At 68.0% G+C, this 18,630-nt stretch carries 24 protein-coding genes; 20 read left to right on the top strand and 4 right to left on the bottom strand.

The window, feature by feature from the left end:
• The first annotated feature begins 7 nt into the window (after positions 1–7).
• The 4 genes from NSQ78_RS05435 to NSQ78_RS05420 all read left to right on the top strand — a co-directional run bounded on the left by NSQ78_RS05435 (position 8) and on the right by NSQ78_RS05420 (position 2,908).
• Positions 8–670, top strand: coding sequence for a DUF2238 domain-containing protein (locus NSQ78_RS05435; protein ID WP_064237788.1), 663 nt, complete (start codon positions 8–10; stop codon positions 668–670).
• Entirely contained in the window at positions 667–1,326 is a 660-nt protein-coding gene (purN, locus tag NSQ78_RS05430; protein ID WP_064237787.1) for a phosphoribosylglycinamide formyltransferase, read from the top strand. The genes NSQ78_RS05435 and purN overlap by 4 nt, the downstream gene beginning before the upstream one ends.
• Before the next feature lie 68 nt (positions 1,327–1,394).
• The gene (locus tag NSQ78_RS05425; RefSeq protein ID WP_049466104.1) at positions 1,395–2,222 is read left to right on the top strand and encodes a DUF3108 domain-containing protein; all 828 of its coding nucleotides are present in this window, start codon (positions 1,395–1,397) and stop codon (positions 2,220–2,222) included.
• Between the two features lie 2 nt (positions 2,223–2,224).
• Positions 2,225–2,908, top strand: a complete 684-nt coding sequence (locus NSQ78_RS05420) for a DUF3108 domain-containing protein (protein ID WP_049466102.1) — start codon at positions 2,225–2,227, stop codon at positions 2,906–2,908.
• An 87-nt stretch (positions 2,909–2,995) separates the two neighbouring features.
• Here NSQ78_RS05420 and NSQ78_RS05415 read toward each other — a convergent pair whose 3' ends face one another.
• Genes NSQ78_RS05415 through NSQ78_RS05405 form a run of 3 tightly spaced genes read right to left on the bottom strand, consistent with a single transcriptional unit; the run spans position 2,996 to position 4,833 of the window.
• On the bottom strand, positions 2,996–3,313 hold the full coding sequence (locus tag NSQ78_RS05415; protein ID WP_049466099.1) for a hypothetical protein: 318 nt from the start codon (positions 3,311–3,313) through the stop codon (positions 2,996–2,998).
• Positions 3,310–4,581, bottom strand: coding sequence for a UDP-N-acetylglucosamine 1-carboxyvinyltransferase (murA, locus tag NSQ78_RS05410; protein ID WP_049466097.1), 1,272 nt, complete (start codon positions 4,579–4,581; stop codon positions 3,310–3,312). Before murA ends, NSQ78_RS05415 begins: the two co-directional genes overlap by 4 nt.
• Before the next feature lie 21 nt (positions 4,582–4,602).
• Positions 4,603–4,833: a BolA family protein gene (locus NSQ78_RS05405; RefSeq protein ID WP_021202589.1), complete on the bottom strand. Its 231-nt coding sequence runs from the start codon at positions 4,831–4,833 to the stop codon at positions 4,603–4,605.
• A 54-nt stretch (positions 4,834–4,887) separates the two neighbouring features.
• Between NSQ78_RS05405 and NSQ78_RS05400 the strand changes: the two genes are divergently transcribed.
• The 16 genes from NSQ78_RS05400 (at position 4,888) to NSQ78_RS05325 (ending at position 18,317) form a co-directional block, all read left to right on the top strand.
• Complete coding sequence (locus NSQ78_RS05400; protein ID WP_064237786.1) at positions 4,888–5,889, top strand: KpsF/GutQ family sugar-phosphate isomerase; 1,002 nt, start codon at positions 4,888–4,890, stop codon at positions 5,887–5,889.
• A 66-nt stretch (positions 5,890–5,955) separates the two neighbouring features.
• Positions 5,956–6,504, top strand: a complete 549-nt coding sequence (locus NSQ78_RS05395) for an HAD hydrolase family protein (RefSeq protein ID WP_049398160.1) — start codon at positions 5,956–5,958, stop codon at positions 6,502–6,504.
• Entirely contained in the window at positions 6,501–7,076 is a 576-nt protein-coding gene (lptC, locus tag NSQ78_RS05390) for an LPS export ABC transporter periplasmic protein LptC (RefSeq protein ID WP_049466093.1), read from the top strand. Before NSQ78_RS05395 ends, lptC begins: the two co-directional genes overlap by 4 nt.
• Before the next feature lie 101 nt (positions 7,077–7,177).
• Positions 7,178–7,744 (top strand): lipopolysaccharide transport periplasmic protein LptA, encoded by a 567-nt coding sequence (gene lptA / locus NSQ78_RS05385; RefSeq protein WP_049466091.1) that lies wholly within the window; start codon positions 7,178–7,180, stop codon positions 7,742–7,744.
• Positions 7,744–8,463, top strand: coding sequence for an LPS export ABC transporter ATP-binding protein (gene lptB, locus NSQ78_RS05380; protein ID WP_049466089.1), 720 nt, complete (start codon positions 7,744–7,746; stop codon positions 8,461–8,463). The genes lptA and lptB overlap by 1 nt, the downstream gene beginning before the upstream one ends.
• Before the next feature lie 40 nt (positions 8,464–8,503).
• Positions 8,504–9,925 (top strand): RNA polymerase factor sigma-54, encoded by a 1,422-nt coding sequence (locus tag NSQ78_RS05375; protein ID WP_064237785.1) that lies wholly within the window; start codon positions 8,504–8,506, stop codon positions 9,923–9,925.
• 58 nt (positions 9,926–9,983) lie between these two features.
• A complete protein-coding gene (gene raiA / locus NSQ78_RS05370; RefSeq protein ID WP_005415556.1) occupies positions 9,984–10,301 on the top strand; it encodes a ribosome-associated translation inhibitor RaiA in 318 nt (105 codons plus the stop codon).
• Positions 10,302–10,322: 21 nt separating this feature from the next.
• Positions 10,323–10,775 (top strand): PTS sugar transporter subunit IIA, encoded by a 453-nt coding sequence (locus tag NSQ78_RS05365; RefSeq protein WP_053462355.1) that lies wholly within the window; start codon positions 10,323–10,325, stop codon positions 10,773–10,775.
• Positions 10,772–11,722, top strand: coding sequence for an HPr(Ser) kinase/phosphatase (gene hprK, locus NSQ78_RS05360; RefSeq protein ID WP_005408388.1), 951 nt, complete (start codon positions 10,772–10,774; stop codon positions 11,720–11,722). Before NSQ78_RS05365 ends, hprK begins: the two co-directional genes overlap by 4 nt.
• A gap of 27 nt (positions 11,723–11,749) precedes the next feature.
• Entirely contained in the window at positions 11,750–12,634 is an 885-nt protein-coding gene (rapZ, locus tag NSQ78_RS05355; protein WP_057495186.1) for an RNase adapter RapZ, read from the top strand.
• A gap of 410 nt (positions 12,635–13,044) precedes the next feature.
• Complete coding sequence (locus NSQ78_RS05350) at positions 13,045–13,437, top strand: PTS fructose subfamily transporter subunit IIA (protein WP_010483657.1); 393 nt, start codon at positions 13,045–13,047, stop codon at positions 13,435–13,437.
• Positions 13,430–13,699, top strand: a complete 270-nt coding sequence (locus tag NSQ78_RS05345) for an HPr family phosphocarrier protein (RefSeq protein WP_005408385.1) — start codon at positions 13,430–13,432, stop codon at positions 13,697–13,699. The genes NSQ78_RS05350 and NSQ78_RS05345 overlap by 8 nt, the downstream gene beginning before the upstream one ends.
• Positions 13,700–13,701: 2 nt before the next feature.
• The gene (ptsP, locus tag NSQ78_RS05340) at positions 13,702–15,471 is read left to right on the top strand and encodes a phosphoenolpyruvate--protein phosphotransferase (RefSeq protein ID WP_339208055.1); all 1,770 of its coding nucleotides are present in this window, start codon (positions 13,702–13,704) and stop codon (positions 15,469–15,471) included.
• Positions 15,472–15,698: 227 nt separating this feature from the next.
• A complete protein-coding gene (gene mgtE, locus NSQ78_RS05335; RefSeq protein ID WP_053462353.1) occupies positions 15,699–17,060 on the top strand; it encodes a magnesium transporter in 1,362 nt (453 codons plus the stop codon).
• 106 nt (positions 17,061–17,166) lie between these two features.
• Positions 17,167–17,433 carry a hypothetical protein gene (locus tag NSQ78_RS05330; RefSeq protein ID WP_049469661.1) on the top strand — a complete coding sequence of 89 codons (267 nt, stop codon included), beginning with the start codon at positions 17,167–17,169 and terminating at the stop codon, positions 17,431–17,433.
• Positions 17,434–17,519: 86 nt separating this feature from the next.
• Positions 17,520–18,317, top strand: coding sequence for a prolyl oligopeptidase family serine peptidase (locus NSQ78_RS05325; RefSeq protein ID WP_064237783.1), 798 nt, complete (start codon positions 17,520–17,522; stop codon positions 18,315–18,317).
• Positions 18,318–18,387: 70 nt separating this feature from the next.
• Here NSQ78_RS05325 and NSQ78_RS05320 read toward each other — a convergent pair whose 3' ends face one another.
• Positions 18,388–18,606: a hypothetical protein gene (locus NSQ78_RS05320; protein ID WP_223224814.1), complete on the bottom strand. Its 219-nt coding sequence runs from the start codon at positions 18,604–18,606 to the stop codon at positions 18,388–18,390.
• Between the last annotated feature and the right edge of the window lie 24 nt (positions 18,607–18,630).

Here is an 18,630-nt window from a genome sequence, read left to right as displayed (position 1 = left end):
ACTCCCCATGTCCGCGCCCGCGCTACCGACGACCGCCCCGCCCACCGCCTCCCGTTTCCCGGGCCCCAAGCGGCTGGCCTTTGCCGCCGTACTGGCAGTGTTCGCAATCAGCTGGATCCATCCGCTCTGGCCCACCGAGCAGGCCCTGCACAGCACGCTGACCGTGGTCGGGCTGGCCGCCCTGCTGTGGGTCGACCGCCGTGGTGGCTGGCTGGGCAACGGCGCATTCATCGCGATCTGCGGCTTCATCGCGCTGCATTGCGTGGCGGCGCGCTGGCTGTACTCGAACGTGCCCTACGACGCGTGGGCGCAGGCGCTGACCGGCTGGTCGCCCAACGCGGCGTTCGGCTGGCAGCGCAATCATTTCGACCGCCTCATCCACTTCCTGTTCGGCGTCTGCTTCACGCCGGCGCTGCTGCAGCTGGCACGCCACGCGTGGCCGGCCCTGCGTCGGGGCCAGGCCTTCATCCTGGCGGTGATGACGGTGATGTGCGCCAGCCTGGTCTACGAGTGGTTCGAGTGGGCCATCGCGCTGGCCCTGTCGCCGGATGCCGCCGAGGCCTACAACGGGCAGCAGGGTGACATGTGGGACGCGCACGCCGACATGCTGTTGGCCACCGTGGGCAGCCTGCTGACCTGGCCGCTGATCCGCCGGAGCGCCCGGCCATGACCACGCCCACCCGCATTGCGGTGCTTGCCTCCGGCCGTGGCAGCAACCTGCAGGCCATCCTCGATGCGATTGCCGGCGGCCAACTGCCCGCCGAGGTCGTCGGCGTGTTCTCCGACCGCCCCGCTGCCGCCGCGCTGCAGCGGGTCGACGCTGCCCTGCGCTGGGCGCATGCGCCGAAGGAATTCCAGGACCGCGCGGCCTACGAGCAGGCGTTGGGCGATGCACTGGCCGCCGTCGCGCCGGACTGGATCGTCTGCGCCGGCTACATGCGCATTCTCGGCGCCGCCTTCGTGCAGCGCTTCAATGGCCGCCTGGTCAATATCCACCCCTCCCTGCTGCCGCTGCACAAGGGGCTGGACACGCATGCGCGGGCACTGGACGCCGGCGACGCCGAGCACGGTGCCAGCGTGCACCTGGTCGTACCCGAGCTGGACGCCGGCGCCGTGCTGGCCCAGGTGCGGGTACCGGTGCTGCCCGGCGATGACGCCGACACCCTGGCCACACGCGTGCTGGCGGTGGAGCATCCCCTGCTGATCGCCACGCTGCAGCTGCTGTGCGCCGGCCGCCTGACTGAACGGGAGGGCCAGCCGCAACTGGACGGTCACCCCCTGTTTAGCCCGCTGGCCCTAGATTCCGCCGGGAACCTGAACCGGTAACGCCCACGCACACGCCCCGCTGACTGCGGGGCTGGCATCCTGCCCACCTCCTGCGGCTCCTCTCTTCCATGAAGACCACGACCCTGCTGTCCACTTCACTGCTGCTGTCGCTTGTCGTGCTTCCCGGCGTGGGTTGGGGCCAGGCGCAGGCGCCTGCCGCCTCGCCCGCTCCGGCGCCGGTGCCAGCGGTGCAGCCGCCGGCCGAAGCGGCGGCCCCGGCCCTGCCGGCGTTGGCGTGGGAACCGCCGCCGCTGCAGCCGTTCAGCGCCACCTACCAGGCCTTCTACAAGGGCAAGGAGGCCGGCGATGCCAGCATGCAGGTCACCCATACCGGCGGCAACCAGTGGCGGGTCGACATGCAGGTGGTCGGCCGCCGCGGGTTCGCCAGCGTGCTGGGCCTGAACATCGAGCAGAGCACGGTCTTCGAGGAGCGCGCCGGCGCCTATGCACCGCTGAGCCAGAGCACGGTGCGCAAGGGCCTGTTCCTCGGCAAGAAGGCGGTCGGCACGTACAACTGGCAGGCCGGTACCGCGCAGTGGAGCGGCGACGTCGAGAAGAAGCGTGCGCAGCCGATTCCGCTGCAGCCGGGCGACCAGAGTGCCCTGCTGATCAATCTGGCGATCATGCGCGACGCCCGTCCGGGTGCCACCATGCACTACCGCTACGTGGACATGGGCAAGGTCCGCCAGCATGACTACCAGGCCGCGCCGCAGACCGAGAACGTCGAAGTCGGCGACCTGTCCTACAACGCGCTGCGGGTCTACCGGACCAACGGCGGCAACAATGAAACCATCCTCTGGATCGCCAACGGAGTTCCCACCCCGGTGCGCATCCTGCAACGCGAAGACGGCGAAGACCGCGTCGATCTGCGCCTGATCGAATACCAAGGAGTCTGAGCATGAGCACCCTGACCCGCCCCCTCGCCTGGATCGCTGCGGCCGCCCTGTCGGTGGCCAGCCTGCCGGCCATGGCCCTGCAGCCGTTCAAGGCCGACTATCTCGCCAGCTACATGGGCATGCAGGCCAATGGCAGCATGACCCTGAGCAGCGAGGGCGCCAACAAGTGGCGCTACACGCTGCAGGTGAAGAACCAGCTGGCAGACCTGAGCCAGAGCACCGTGTTCGAGGAAGTACGCGGCCAGCTGCGCCCGCTCAGCAGCCAGGACCGTTCGGCGCTGCTGGTCAAGAAGCGCAACGTGCAGGCCACCTACAACTGGACCAGCAACCAGGCCACCTGGACCGGCGACATCAAGCCGGACCGGGCCGGCCCGATCGCGCTGAAGGCCGGTGACATGGATGCCCTGCTGATCAACCTGGCGATCGCCCGCGACCTGGCAGCCGGCAAGCCGTTGACCTATCGCATGGTCGACGAAGGCCGCATCAAGAACATGACCTATCGCGTGGTCGGCAAGGAGTCGATCACCGTGGGCGGCAAGAGCTACGAAGCCACCAAGGTCTCGCGTGCCGACGGCAACAAGGAGCTGATCGCCTGGATCGTGCCGGAATTCCCGGTGCCGGCGCGCATGCTGCAGCGTGAGAGTGGCCGTGACGCGCTGGACCTGACCATCAAGGCGATGAACTGAGTGCCGGGGTCGGAGCCCTTTCCGATGGAAAGGGATCCGGCCCCAGGCACCGCGCAAAGAAAACGCCCGCTTTCGCGGGCGTTTTTCTTACTTCTTTTCCTCGGCCGCCGCCGGCTTGAACTCGGTGCGGCAGTCCACGCGGATCTGCTCGCCGGTGCTGCGCCAGACGAAGGTGCGGCAATGGCGGTTGCCCTCCTGGCTGTCGTTCACTGCAACGGCATAGAACGACTCGATGATCTCGTCGCGCGAGACCGTGCCATCGCCATTCCAGTCCATGTCCTTCTGCTCGATGCCCTGGGTGATGGCGATGTTGGCGTACCAGGCGTAGCCCAGCCACGCCAGCACGATCAGCACCAGGGCCAGCAGCGCCTTGCGGCGCGGGCTGAACTTGCCACGCAGGATCATGGCACGCGCCGGATGGTGGCGCCGAGCGAAGACAGCTTCTCTTCGATGTTCTCGTAGCCACGGTCAAGGTGGTAGATGCGGTCGATGGTGGTCTCGCCGCGGGCCATCAGCCCGGCCAGGATCAGCGATGCCGAGGCACGCAGGTCGGTGGCCATCACCGGCGCACCGCTGAGGTGATCGCTGCCGCGCACGATGGCGGTGTGGCCTTCGACCTGGATGTCCGCGCCCAGGCGCAGCAGTTCGTTGACGTGCATGAAACGGTTCTCGAAGATCGTTTCATTGATCACGCCAACGCCGTCGGCCACGCAGTTGAGCGCCATGAACTGCGCCTGCATGTCGGTCGGGAAGGCCGGGTACGGCGCGGTGGTCAGGTTGACCGCCTTCGGCCGCTTGCCCTGCATGTCCAGGGTGATGGTGTCGTCGGTGGTCTCGATCTTCGCACCGGCCTCGACCAGCTTGGACAGCACCGCGTCCATGGTGTTCGGGCGCGCACGGTTGACCGTGACCTTGCCACCGGTCATCGCTGCGGCGACCAGGAAGGTGCCGGTCTCGATGCGATCGGGCAGCACTTCGTGGCGGCCACCGGACAGGCGCTCGACGCCTTCGATGACCAGGCGCGCGGTGCCCAGGCCTTCGATCTTCGCGCCCAGCGCGATCAGGCAATGCGCCAGATCGGTCACTTCCGGTTCCATCGCGCAGTTGTCGAGGATGGTGGTACCTTCGGCCAGCACCGCGCCCATCAGCACGTTCTCGGTGCCGGTCACGCTGACCATGTCGAAGGTGAAATGGCCCCCCTTCAGGCGCTTGGCCGTGGCCTTGATGAAGCCGTTCTCGACCACGATCTCGGCACCCAGCGCCTGCAGGCCCTTGATGTGCTGGTCGACCGGGCGCGAACCGATCGCGCAGCCGCCGGGCAGCGACACTTCGGCCGCGCCGAAGCGGGCCAGCAGCGGGCCCAGCACCAGGATCGAGGCGCGCATGGTCTTGACCAGCTCGTACGGTGCGACGTGCTGGTTGACCGGGCGCGGATCGACCACGATCGCGCTGCCGCGCGACAGCGTGCCCTGGTCGATGGTGACCTTGGCGCCCAGTTCGCCCAGCAGCTTCACCGTGGTGACCACGTCGTGCAGGTGCGGCACGTTGGTGATCTCCACCGGCTCATCGGCCAGCAGGGTCGCGCAGAGAATGGGGAGGACGGCGTTCTTGGCGCCGGAGATGCTCACTTCACCGTGCAGCGCAGCGCCGCCGGTCACAACGATCTTGGCCATGTATTGGGGATCTTCTGCGGTTCAGCCGGCTTCGGCCGGGGTCACGGTTTTCAGCGCCAGCGCGTGGATCGCGCCGCCCATCAGGTCGCCGAGGGTGGCATAGACCATCCGGTGGCGGGCCAGCGGCATCTTGCCGGCAAAGGCCTCGCAGACCACGGTCGCTTCGAAATGCACGCCATCGTCGCCACGCACGTCGGCGCGGGCGCCGGGCAGGCCGGTTTCGATCAGGTTGCGGATGGTGTCGGCGTCCAACGGGCTTTCCTAATAAAATGAGCGCTCATTCTACTTCCGCTGCGTGGCGTCCGCATGGCCGAGTCCCTCCTGCCCCCCCGTTCCGTCGATCCGGCCAGCCTGGTCGCCAGTGGCCGCCGCGTCTTCGAGATCGAACAGCAGGCCCTCGACGCGGTCGCCACCCGCCTCGGCGAGGCCTTCCAGCAGGCCTGCCAGGCGATCCTGGCCAGTCGCGGCCGGGTGGTTGCCACCGGCATGGGCAAGTCCGGGCACATCGCCCGCAAGATCGCCGCCACCCTGGCCTCCACCGGCACACCGGCGTTCTACGTGCACCCCGGTGAAGCCGGCCACGGCGACCTGGGCATGATCACCGAGGACGACGTGGTGCTGGCACTGTCCTACTCGGGTGAGTCGGACGAGCTGCTGATGCTGCTGCCGGTGCTCAAGCGCCAGGGCAACCTGCTGATTTCCATGACCGGCCGCGCGCAGTCCAGCCTGGCCACCGCCGCCGACATCCACCTGGACGTGAGCGTGCCGGCCGAGGCCTGCCCGCTGGCACTGGCGCCGACCTCCAGCACCACCGCTTCGCTGGCGATGGGCGATGCGCTGGCCGTGGCCCTGCTCGATGCACGCGGCTTCACCGCCGACGACTTCGCCCGCTCGCACCCGGCCGGCAGCCTCGGCCGCCGCCTGCTGCTGCACATCACCGACGTCATGCACACCGGTGAGGACCTGCCCAGCGTGAGCGCCGACGCCAGCCTCAGCGAGGCGCTGGTCGAAATGAGCCGCAAACGGCTGGGCATGACCGCCGTGGTCGATGCCGACGGTGTGCTGATCGGCCTGTTCACCGACGGTGACCTGCGCCGGGCGCTGGACAGCGCGCTGGACGTGCGGACCGCGAAGATCGCCGATGTGATGACCCGCAACCCCCGCACCATCGGCGCCGACCAGCTGGCCGTGGAGGCCGCCCGGCAGATGGAAACCCAGAAAATCAATGGCCTGATCGTGGTCGATGGCCAGGGCCGCGCGGTCGGCGCCCTGAACATTCATGACCTGTTGCGGGCCCGGGTGGTTTAACCGACAGTCCGTAGACCCCATTCAGTCTGTAACGCCCCACCCGAATCCACCGAGCCCGCCCCCCTGATGCCCTGGTCCCCCCTGCCCGCCTTCCCCGCCCACCTGCATGCCGCCGCGGCCCGCATCCGCCTGGCCTGCTTCGACGTGGACGGTACCCTCACCGACGGTCGGCTGTACTACGACAAGGACGGCAACGAGAGCAAGGCGTACTTCGTGCAGGATGGCCTGGGCCTGAAACTGCTGCAGCAGCACGGTATCCACCCCGTGCTGATCACCGCGCGCAACAGCCAGTCCGCGCTCAAGCGCGGCGCCGACCTCGGCATCGACACCCAGATCGCCGTGGGCGACAAGCTGGCCAGCGTGCAGGCGCTGTGCGCGCAGCATGGCATCGGCCTGGAGCAGGTGGCCTTCATGGGCGACGACCTGCCGGACCTGGCGCCGCTGGGCGCGGTCGGCCTGGCAGTGGCCCCGGCCAATGCCCACCCGTGGATCGCCGAGCGCGTCCATTGGCAGACGCGCGCCGATGGCGGCCGTGGCGCGGCACGTGAGCTGTGCGACATCCTGCTGGCTGCCCAGGGCCATGTGGACGCGGTGCTGGCGAGGTTCGGCGCATGAACCTGCCGACCCTGAACTGGCGCACCGTGCTTGGCATCGGCCTGCTGCTGGCCGCGCTGCTCAGCAGCTGGGCGGCCCTGCGCAACCGCGACAAGGGCGCGGCCGCGGCCGGCCAGGACGTCGGCGTGGACTACATCCTGCACGACTTCCAGATCGTCGCGCTGGATGAGCAGGGCAAGGAATCGACCACCCTGCGCGCGCCGTTGCTGGAACGCCAGCGTGGCGACCAGACCATCAACATCGCCACGCCGCTGTTCGAGATGCCGGACAAGGACGGCAAGCACTGGACCCTGCGCGCCGAGACCGGCTGGCTCAGCGCCAAGGGCGACCAGATGAAGCTGCGCGGCAATGTCGCCGGCGACAGCCCGGCCGGTCCGGGCGTGGTGCCGACCACCTTCCGCACCGACCACCTGGATGTCTTCCCTAAGGAGAATCGTGCCCGCACCGACGCGCGGGTGGTCATGACCCGCCCCGGCATGGAACAGTCCGGCGTCGGCTTCGAGGTGGATTCGAAGAACAACACGTATCATTTCCTCAGCCAGTCCAAGGGCCGTTACACGCCCCGACGCTGATTCCGCCGCCCTCCTGCGACGTCCCCGGACCGGCGCAAGGAAGGCAGCTCCCCCACCCGCCCCCGGGTTTCCGGGCGGCCCCACCGGTAGAACGGACCCCGATGAAGATTCCCTTTGCAGCCGTACTCGCGCTCGGTCTCCTTGTTCCCAGCGCAGCCTTTGCCAAGTCGACCGACCGCAACGAGAACATGAACATCGACGCCGGCGCCCAGTCGGGCGTGCTGACCGGCGATGGCAAGACCGTGCTGTCGCAGGGGGTGACCGTCACCCAGGGCACGCTGGACCTCCGCTCGTCGGAAGCCGAGATCTACCTGAAGGATGGCGAAGCCGTGCGTGCGGTGTTCACCGGCAAGCAGGCCACGATGAAGCAGCAGCTCGACGATGGCACCTGGATGGACGCGGTGGCCGATCGCATCGACTACGACATCAAGACCGAGATCATCACCCTGACCGGCAACTACAAGGTCACCAGCGCGCGCGGCACCAATGCCGGCCAGCGCATGGTCTACAACACCCGCAGCGGCGAGATGAACTCCGGTGGCGATGGCAGCCGCGTGCGCACGGTCATTCCGCCGAAGAACAAGAACGCGGCTGCACAGCCGGCCGCTGCGCCCAAGGCGGCGGCTCCGGCCAGCACGCCGGCCAAGCCGACCGGGAGCAAGAAGTAATGCTCGTCGCCAAGGGCCTGCGCAAGCGCTACAAGCAGCGCGAAGTCGTCAAGGACTTCGGGCTGACCCTCGACGCCGGCGAAGTGGTCGGCCTGCTCGGCCCCAACGGCGCCGGCAAGACCACCTGCTTCTACATGATCGTCGGCCTGGTCGCCGCCGATGCAGGCAGCATCGTGCTCGACGGCAAGGACATCACCGGCGACCCGATGTATACCCGTGCCAAGCAGGGCGTGGGCTACCTGCCGCAGGAACCCTCGGTGTTCCGCAAGCTGACCGTGGCCGACAACCTGCGGCTGGTGCTGGAGCTGCGCGAAGACCTGGATTCGGCCGGCCGCGAACGCGAATTGAACAGCCTGCTCGACGAACTGCAGCTGGGCCATGTGGCCGACCAGCTCGGTGCAAGCCTGTCCGGTGGCGAACGCCGCCGCTGCGAGATCGCCCGCGCCCTGGCCGCGCAGCCGCGCCTGATCCTGCTCGACGAACCGTTCGCCGGTGTCGACCCGATCTCGGTGGGCGAAATCCAGCGCATCGTCACCCATCTGAAGCAGCGCGGCATCGGCGTGTTGATCACCGACCACAATGTGCGCGAGACCTTGGGAATCTGCGACCGCGCGTATATCCTCGCCGAGGGCACCGTGCTGGCCCAGGGCTCGCCGGAGGCGATCCTGGACAACGCCGACGTACGTCGCGTCTACCTTGGGGATTCCTTCAAGTTGTGACCGCAGGCGCCGGGGCCCTTACCTTCCGTTCGGCACAGGCATGAAGACTCGGCTGCAGACATCGTTGGGACAGCAGCTGGTGCTCACGCCCCAGCTGCAGCAGGCCATCAAGCTGCTGCAGATGTCCACGACCGAACTGGAGCTTGAGATCGCCCAGGCGGTGGAGAGCAATCCGCTGCTGGACTGGGCCGACAGCAACGATAGCAGCACCGCCGATGACGGCGGCGGCAGCACCGGGGCCGACGCACCCGCCGAACGCACCGACACCGGCGACGACTGGGCGCCGGCCGAGCTCGACTGGAGCGCCGCCGGCAGTGGCGGCAGCTTCGACGATGACGATGACACCGGCAGCGCGGCCGAGCGCGTGGCCGAAACCGAGACGCTGGCCGACCACCTGCTGTGGCAGCTGCACCTGTCGCATCTGTCCGCCCGCGACCGCAGTATCGGTGCGGCCTTGATCGATGCACTGGACGACGATGGTTACCTGCGCGAACCGTTGGCCACGATCGCGGAAACGCTGTTGCCAACGATCCATGCCGACGAGGACGAGATCCTGGCGGTGCTGCACCGCATCCAGCGCTTCGACCCGGTCGGTGTTGCCGCGCGCACGCTCGGCGAGTGCCTGCAGCTGCAACTGGACGTGGTGCCTGGCGACACGCCGGGGCTGGCCCTGGCGCGACAGATTGCCGCAGGCCCGCTGGAACGGCTGCCACGCAGTGGCGTCGCCGGGCTGGCCCATGAACTGAAACAGCCGCTGGACGAGGTCGAGACCGCAGTGACCCTGCTGCGCTCGCTGGACCCGCGCCCGGGCACGCAGGTTGCGCCGCTTTCGCAGGATACCTACGTGGTACCCGACGTGGTGGTGTGGCGGCAGAACGGCATCTGGCGCGCGGCGCTGGCCGGCCATGCCGGGCCGAGGGTGGTGATCCATCGTGGCTACGAACAGCTGATCCGACGTTGTGGCGAGGCCGACGCCGGTTACCTGCGCGCCCAGCTGCAGGAAGCGCGCTGGCTGCTGAAGGGACTGCAGCAGCGCGGCGAAACCCTGCTGCGCGTGGTGCGCAGCCTGATCCTGCAACAGGCCGGGTTCCTCGAATTCGGCGAGCAGGCACTGCGTCCGCTGACCCTGCGCGAGATCGCCGCCGAACTGGGCCTGCACGAATCCACCGTGTCGCGTGCGATCGCCCGCAAGTACGTGCGCACCCCGCGCGGCACCCTGCCACTGCGCGCCTTCTTCGCCTCCGGCATCGATACCGAAGGCGGCGGCGAGGCGTCCAGTACCGCCATCCAGGCGATGATCCGGCGCCTGATCGACGATGAGAACCCGCGCAAGCCGCTTTCTGACGCCAAGCTGGCTGAGCTGCTCAAATCGTCGGGAATTCCAGTAGCGCGGCGCACCGTGGCGAAGTATCGTGAAGCCATGAACATCTCCGCCTCGCACGAAAGGGTCAGAATCGCTTGACGCGCCGCCGCGCCCGGCGGAGAGGTTCATTGGCACATCCGAACACAGGAGAAACCCGATGCGCATCGAAACGTTTGGCAAAGACGTCGAAGTCACCCCGGCCCTGCAGTCCTATGTAGAGGAGAAGCTGGCCCGGATCGGAAAGCACTTCGACCAGCACTGCGAAGCGCGGGTGACCCTCAAGCTGCAGAAGACCGAACACCACGTCGACGCCAGCCTCAACATCCCCGGGCAGACCCTGCACGCCGAGGCCGGTGGCCAGACCATGTATGCCGCGATCGACCTGCTTGCGGACAAGCTTGACCGCCTGGTCATCAAGCACAAGGAGAAAAAACAGCAGCACGCACCGCTGCCGGTGGGCGACAATGGTGGCTGATCGCCACCGTTCCCCGCAGACATGCCCCTGACTGACCTCCTGGCGGCCGTGCAGACCCAGCTCTGCACGGCCTCCGACCGTGACAGCGTCCTGCAGGCCGCCGCCGGGTTGCTGGCCTGCCGCCAGGCCAATGCCGAACAGATCTATCTGAACCTGTGCCAGCGCGAAGCCCTGGGCAGCACCGCGATCGGCCACGGCATAGCCATCCCCCATGGCCGCGCGCCGGCCCTGGACCGCCCCCGTGGCGCCCTGCTGCGCCTGGCGGCCCCGGTCGACTTCGGCGGCGACGAGCCGGTGGACCTGGTGTTTGCGATGGCCGTCCCGGCCCACTACACCCACCAGCACCTGATGCTGCTGTCAGAGCTGGCCGAGCTGTTCTCCGTGCCCGACATCCGCCAGGCCCTGCGTGAAGCGGGCGATGCCCGCGCGCTGCGCGAGGCGCTGGACATGACCCCTCCTGCGAGTGCCGCATGAATACCAGCATCACCGCCCGTGAACTGTTCGAACAGCAGCGCGAGCGGCTGGGACTGCGCTGGGCCGCCGGCAAATCCGGTGAGAAGCGCGAGCTGGAGGCCGGCAACACGGTCTCGCGGCGCCCTTCGCTGGCCGGCTACCTCAACGCCATCTATCCCAACAAGGTGCAGATCCTGGGCACCGAGGAACTGTCCTGGCTGGACGCGCTGGAACCGCGGCAGCGGTGGGAGACCATCGAGAAGATCATGCAGTCGCATCCGCTGGCGCTGGTGCTGACCCGCAACCAGGCGTGCCCGGAAGACCTGCGTGCCGCCGCCGATGAATCCGGCACGCCGCTGTGGCTGTCGCCCAAGCGCGGCCACGAACTGCTCAACCACCTGTCCTACCACCTGGCGCGCACGCTGGCACCCCGCGTGATCCTGCATGGCGTGTTCATGGAGATCTACTCGATCGGCGTGCTGATCACCGGCGAGGCCGGCTCGGGCAAGAGCGAGCTGGCGCTGGAACTGCTCAGCCGCGGGCACCGCCTGGTCGCCGACGATGCCCCCGAGTTCACCCAGATCGCCCCGGACGTGCTCGACGGCACCTGCCCCGAGCTGCTGCAGGACCTGCTGGAAGTGCGCGGCCTGGGCGTGCTGAACGTGCGCGAGATGTTCGGCGACACGGCTGTAAAGAAGAACAAGTACCTTCGGCTGATCGTCCACCTGACCAAGCCGATGACCGAACCTACCCCGCATGGCTACGAGCGCCTGACCGGCGACTCGGGTACCCGCCATGTGCTGGACCTGGATGTCCCGCTGATCACCCTGCCGGTGATGCCCGGCCGCAACCTGGCCGTGCTGACCGAGGCCGCGACCCGCCTGCATATCCTGCGCACCAAGGGCATTGATCCGGCGGCGATGTTCATCGCCCGCCACAGCAACCTGCTGGAACGGCGCACCCCCTGATTCCCCTGCCCCGCGAAGAGCCTGTCCATGAGCACCGCACCCCCTACCGCCCCGACCCTGATCATCGTCAGTGGCCTGTCCGGCTCGGGTAAATCCGTCGCCCTGAAGACCTTCGAAGACCAGGACTACTACTGCTCGGACAACCTGCCCATCCAACTGCTGCCGGACTTCGTGCGCAGCCTGCTGGCCAACCATGACGGCAGCGCGCCGCGCCGGCTGGCGGTAGGCATCGACGTCCGCGGCCAGGCCGACCTGAGCCAACTGGGCAACTGGCGGCAGCTGGCCACCGATGCCGGCGTGGAAGTGAAGGTGCTGTTCTTCGAAGCCAGTGACGAGGCGGTGCTCAAGCGCTACGCCGACACCCGTCGCCGCCATCCACTGAGCCAGCTGCGGCTGTCATTGCCCGAGGCCATCGCCCGCGAACGCGAACTGACCGCGCCGCTGCGCCGTGAGGCCGATGCGGTGATCGATACCAGCCACCTCAACGTGCACCAGCTGCGGCGGCGGATCATCACCGAGTTCGCGATGGGCCATGCCACCGGCCTGTCGCTGCTGTTCGAATCGTTCGCCTACAAGCGCGGCGTACCGGCCGAGGCGGACTTCGTGTTCGACGCGCGTGTGCTGCCCAATCCGCACTGGGACCCGGACCTGCGCGCGCTCAGCGGCCGTGAGCCCGGCGTGCGCGACTACCTGGAGGCACAGCCGGACGTGCAGCGCTACCTGGCCCAGCTGATGGATTTCCTGGATACCTGGCTGCCGAAACTGGGCGACGGCACGCGCAGCTACGTGACCGTGGCGTTCGGCTGCACCGGCGGCAAGCATCGCTCGGTGTACCTGGCCGAGCGCATGGCCCGGCATGCGCGCGAGAAGGGCTGGGAAGACGTGGCCACGTACCACCGCGAACAGGATTGAGGGGGTCGGCCGGGCTGCGCCCGGCACCCGCCGGTAGTGCCGGCCGCTGGCCGGCAACAGCAACAGCAAAAGCGGCATTCCGTGGGATGGCGGGGCGGTGTGGGCAGGCAGGACACGCCGTGAACCCCTCCCTGGGGGCTCGATGGCGCCATCCATGGCGCCAACGGTCCTGCCTGCCCACACCGCCCCGCCTCTGACAGATTCCGTGTGCTGTTGGTGGGTGTCGACCTTGGTCGACACGTGGATCCACGCCGTGCGTGGATGAATCGCTTTCAGGCATCGAAAAACGGATGGCGTCGGATCTCTTTTTCAGCGGAAAAGGGCTCGCCAGCGAGCAACACTGAATACGGGACACAGTACCCCTCGCCTGCTGCTATCGCCAATTCACCTTGACCTGTTAACGTGCGGTAATGACCTGTGGCATTCTCCTCGTAACACATCCCGGGGTCGGGACCGCCCTGCTAGACGTGGCGACCCGGCTGCTGCGGCAATTGCCGCTGAAAACCGAAGCTTTCGAAGTACCGTTCGACGCAGACCTGGACGCCCTGCTGCCACTTGCCTCGGCCGCCCTGCGGCGGGTCGACGGCGGTGAAGGCGTGCTGATCCTGACCGACCTGTACGGCGCCAGCCCCGCCAACCTTGCCGGGCAGCTGGCCCGGCTGGGGACCCCGGTTCGCCGGGTGTCGGCGCTGAGCCTGCCGATGTTGCTGCGGGTGATGAATTATCCGGAACAGGGACTGGATCAACTGCCCGCCACAGCCGCGGCGGGTACCCGTAATGGAGCGATAGTCGACGATGCTTGAACGAGAACTCACCGTCAGCAACCGCCTGGGCCTGCATGCCCGGGCCACCGCCAAGCTGGTGCAGACCCTGGCACCGTTCCGCTGCAACGTGACCATGGCCGCCAAGGGCCGTGAGATCAACGCCAAGAGCATCATGGGCGTGATGCTGCTGGCCGCGGGCCAGGGCACTCCGGTCACGGTCCGCATCAACGGCGAGGACGAAGCCGCCGCGATGGAGGCGGTGGTCGGCCTGTTCGAACGCCGCTTCGACGAGGACAGCTGAGCGTGCCACGCGCACGCGCCGGCCAGCTTCCCCCGGGCCAGCGGCCGGTACAACGGCTGGCCGGGCACGGCGCCGCCCGTGGTACGGCGATGGGCCGGGCCCGGGTGCGCCTGCCGCATGCGCTGGAAGTGGCCGAACAACGTGTCGCCCCCCACCAGGTCGAGGCCGAGCTGGCGCGCCTGCACCATGCCGTGGATGCCGCGCGCATGGAAATGCACGAGCTGCGGCAGCGCCTGCATGGCGCACTGAACCAGGAAGTGGGCGAGTTCCTGGACCTGCACGCGCTGCTGCTGGACGACCCCGAGCTGTTGTATGGCCTGGACGAACTGATCCGCAGCGGCCCGTACAGTGCCGGTTACGCCCTGCGCCTGCAGCGCGACCGCCTGGCCAAGGTCTTCGATGGCATGGACGATGCCTACCTGAAGAGCCGCATGGACGACCTGGACCATGTGATCGGCCGTATCCATGCCTTCCTGCAACCCGAACGCGCGCCGGCGATGAAGGGCCTGGCCGGCGAGATCCTGGTCTGCGACAACATCGCTCCGTCCGAGCTGGCGCAGCTGCAGGCGCAGGGCGTGGTCGGCATCGTCACCGCCGCCGGCAGCGCGCTGTCGCACAGCGCGATCCTGGCACGCAGCCTGCACCTGCCGCTGATCGTCAACGTGCCGCAGCTGCTGAGCCGCATCGCCGACGGCGACGTGCTGATCATCGACGGCGCCGACGGCAGCATCACCGCCAACCCGTTGGCGGACAACCTGCGTGACTACCGCACGCGCCTGAAGGAGCACGCACGCGAGCAGCGCGAGCTCGGCCGCCTGCGCAGCAAGCCCAGCCGCACCCGCGATCAGGTCGACATCGCCCTGCTGGCCAATGCCGAGTCGCTGGAAGACGTCACCCAGGCGCATGCGCTGGGTGCGCAGGGGCTGGGCCTGTACCGCACCGAGTTCCTGTTCCTGCAGCGCAACGAGCTGCCGGACGAAGAAGAACAGTTCCAGACCTACCGGGATGCCGCGCTGGCCATGAGCGGCCGGCCCGTCACCATCCGCACGCTCGACCTGGGTGCGGACAAGGCCGATCGCACCGGCCTGACCCTGAGCAACGAAGAGAATCCGGCGCTGGGCCTGCGCGGCGTGCGCCTGTCGCTGGCACGACCCAAAGTGGCCGACACCCAGCTGCGCGCGATCCTGCGCGCCTCCGCCTACGGCAAGCTGCGCGTGCTGGTACCGATGATCAGCACCCGCGAGGAACTGCTGGCGGTGCGCCGGCGCATGCTCAAGCTGAGCGAACAGCTGCGCGCCGAAGGCCACATGGTGGCCGAACACGTCCCGCTGGGCGCGATGATCGAAGTGCCGGCGGCTGCACTGGCGCTGGAGAGCTTCATCGATCTGGTCGACTTCCTGTCGATCGGCACCAACGACCTGGTGCAGTACCTGCTGGCCGCCGACCGCAACAACGAGGCGCTGGGCGAGTTGTACTCACCGCTGCATCCCGCCGTGCTGCGGCTGCTGCAGATGGTGATCGAGACCGGCGCACGCCACCGTATTCCGGTCGCGGTCTGCGGCGAAATGGCCGGTGATGCGCGGATGACGCCGCTGCTGCTGGCACTGGGCCTGAGCGAGTTCAGCCTGCACCCCGGCACCCTGCTGGAAGTGCGCCGCGCGATCCGCGACGCTGACCTGGGCGCACTGCGCGCCCGCGCACCGAAACTGCTGGCCGCGCGTGACCGCCGTGCCATCGAACGCTGGCTGGCGCTGGTGGACGATACGCCCTGATACCACCCGCTCGCCGGGCATGCATGCCTGGGGTCAGATCGCTTTTCCGCGGGAGAAGGATCTGATCACGTCCCGTTGAACGCCAGGAGGTTGCTGGCCAGCGGCCGGCACTACCGCCACCCGGCGGCTATGCGCTGAAACATCCCCTTGCGATAATGACGCGCTGAACACCCCTGTTGCCGCATCCTTGCCGGGATCGCGGCTTTTCTTATCCCGCGGGAGCTGCGATGGCTGAAGCCGTACGCCACGACAAGACTGCGCGCCAACTGCGGATGTTGTCCGATGCACTGGACAGCGGCCGGCTGGGCCCGGTGCGTCGGCTGGTCAATACCCTGGCCCCGGCCGAGATCGGCAACCTGCTTGAATCGCTGCCGCCGGGTAAGCGCGAAGTGGTGTGGGGCCTGGTGGATCCGGACGATGACGGCGAGGTGCTGGTCCACGTCGGCGACGACGTGCGCGAAAGCCTGCTCGCGGACATGGACCCGGACGAAATCATCGCCGCGGTCGAAGACCTGGACATCGACGATCTGGCCGACCTGGTCGAAGACCTGCCGGATACGGTCATCGACGAAGTCCTCAAGTCGATGGACCGCGAGAACCGCGAGCGCCTGGAACAGGTGCTGTCCTATCCCGAGGACAGCGCCGGCCGCCTGATGAACCCGGACGTGGTGACCGTGCGCGCCGACGTCAACGTCGACGTGGTGCTGCGCTACCTGCGCCTGCGCGGTGAACTGCCCGACCACACCGACCACCTGTTCGTGGTCAGCCGGCGCCATCAGTACCTCGGCCGGGTGTCGCTGGCGGCCCTGGTGACCCACGAGGACACCACCCCGATCAACCGCCTGATCGATGACGAGCAGCCGGCCATCGACGTCGGCGAGAGCGACCAGGAGGTCGCCCGCCAGTTTTCCGACCACGACTGGATTTCCGCCCCGGTGGTGGATGAGAACAACATCCTGGTCGGTCGCATCACCATCGATGACGTGGTCGACATCATCCGTGGCCAGGCCGAGCATCAGGCGCTGGGCGCCGCCGGCCTGGACGAGGACGAGGACCTGTTCAGTCCGGTCTGGCGCGCGATGCGCCGCCGCCTGATGTGGCTGTCGGTGAACCTGTGCACGGCCTTCCTGGCCTCCAGCGTGGTCGGCCACTTCGAAGGCACGATCGACAAGCTGGTGGCGCTGGCCGTGCTGATGCCGATCGTGGCCGGCCTGGGTGGCAATGCCGGCACCCAGGTGCTGGCGCTGATGGTGCGCGGCCTGGCGCTGGGCCAGGTGGGCGCCTCCAACGCGCGCACGCTGCTGTGGAAGGAAGTGCGGGTGGCCGCGCTCAATGGCCTGCTGCTGGGCTCGATCCTGGGCATGATCGTGCTGGTCTGGTTCCACTCGCCCGGGCTGTCGGCGGTGATCGCCATCGCGCTGACCTGCAACCTGCTGTTCGCCGCACTGGCCGGCGTGCTGGTGCCGCTGACCCTGAAACGCTTTGGCTTCGACCCGGCACTGGCCAGTGGCATCTTCCTGACCGCCGTGACCGACTCGATGGGCTTCTTCACCTTTCTCGGCCTGGCCACGCTGGTGCTGCTGCACTGATCCCTGCCGGGCCGGATCCCCGCAACGCGGAGCTCCGACCCACGCCAAAACCCAGGGTCGGATCCCCGCTGCGCGGGGCTCTGACCCGATTCCAACTGGACCCCCCATGGCCACCACGATCGAAAACTATTTCCAGCCCGGCTGGCGCGACCAGCAGCACACCTGCCCGGCCTGCGAATGGAAGGGCAGTTCGCGCGCCATGGAGATGGAACTGGACGAGGACGCGACCGAGTACGCCTGCCCGGTCTGCGAAAACCCGTTGCTGGTGGTGCTGCACCCGGACCTGGCGCAGGTGCAGGCCGCCGCCGCCGAGGGCAACGCCGAGGCACAGGAGCAGCTGGCCATCATCGCCAGCGTGCCGCGGCCGCAGTGACGCAGTGACGCAGTGACGCAGCGCACGATGCCACGTTGACCTGCGCGGACTACGATGCGGCTGAACCCACCGCTTCTGGAACGCCGATGGTCCGTAGGATGATGCGCTGGCTGCCGATGCTGGCGGTCCTGATGATGGCCGGCTGCGCCTCGCAGCCGGACAGCGCGCGCGGCCGCTTCGAATCGCGTGCAGTGAAAGTGGATGGGCGTACCGCCTATTACCAAGTGTTCATTCCGGCAACCGCGGCGCGCACGCCTGGCGCACTGCCGGTGGTGCTGTTCCTGCATGGATCCGGCGAGCGTGGCGGCGACGGTGTCAAGCAGACCCATGCGGGGCTCGGGCCGCACCTGCGCAGGCACGCGGCCGACTTCCCCGCATTGGCCGTATTCCCGCAGGTGCCGGGCCACGAGGAATGGAGCGGGCGCAACAACCGCGTCGCGCTGGCCGCCTTGGACGCCACCATCGCCGAGTTCGGTGCCGATCCCTCACGGCAGTACCTGACCGGAATGTCGATGGGCGGCTATGGCAGCTGGAACATCGCGCTGGATGACCCCGGGCGCTTCGCCGCGATCGTGCCCGTGTGCGGCGCGGTGCTGGCGCCGCGCGCGGTGCGCCCGACCCTGTTCGTCGAACGGGTGGCCCATGAAGCCGATCCGTATGCGGCCATCGCCCAGCGCCTGAGAGGCACGCCGATCTGGATCTTCCATGGCGCGCTGGATGACGTGGTGCCACCGGATGACGACCGCCGGCTGCACGCCGCATTCCAGAGCGCCAACGCACGCGACGTGCGCTACACCGAATATCCGGACGGCAACCACAACGCCTGGGATGCCACCTACGCCGACCCGGCGATGTGGGACTGGCTGTTCGCGCAGAAGCGCTGAACCACGACGTCCGGTGGTTGCCCACCAAGGTTGGAACCTGCTTTCGGTGGGTGCCAACCTTGGTTGGGCACTATCTGCCCGCCCTGATCGGATTCGCCATCACATGCATTGCGTGCCGGAACAGCGATTCATGGGTCAGACCTTCCAGATCCAGACGCTGGTCCTGCATGGCGGTAACCGCAATGGCATCATTGGCGAACAGAGCCGCCCGGCCATGCACGTTCGTGGTGAGGATGTAGCTCTGGCCGATACTGGAATGACGCCCTGGCGGGAGACGGGTGCTGCTCATGCAGAAGAGCATGGGCGGGCGCAT

This window comes from Stenotrophomonas sp. FSL W7-1447, assembly GCF_037966425.1.
GTDB classification, from domain to species: Bacteria; Pseudomonadota; Gammaproteobacteria; order Xanthomonadales; family Xanthomonadaceae; genus Stenotrophomonas; species Stenotrophomonas pavanii.
This window is presented reverse-complemented; position numbering and strand designations above follow the sequence as displayed.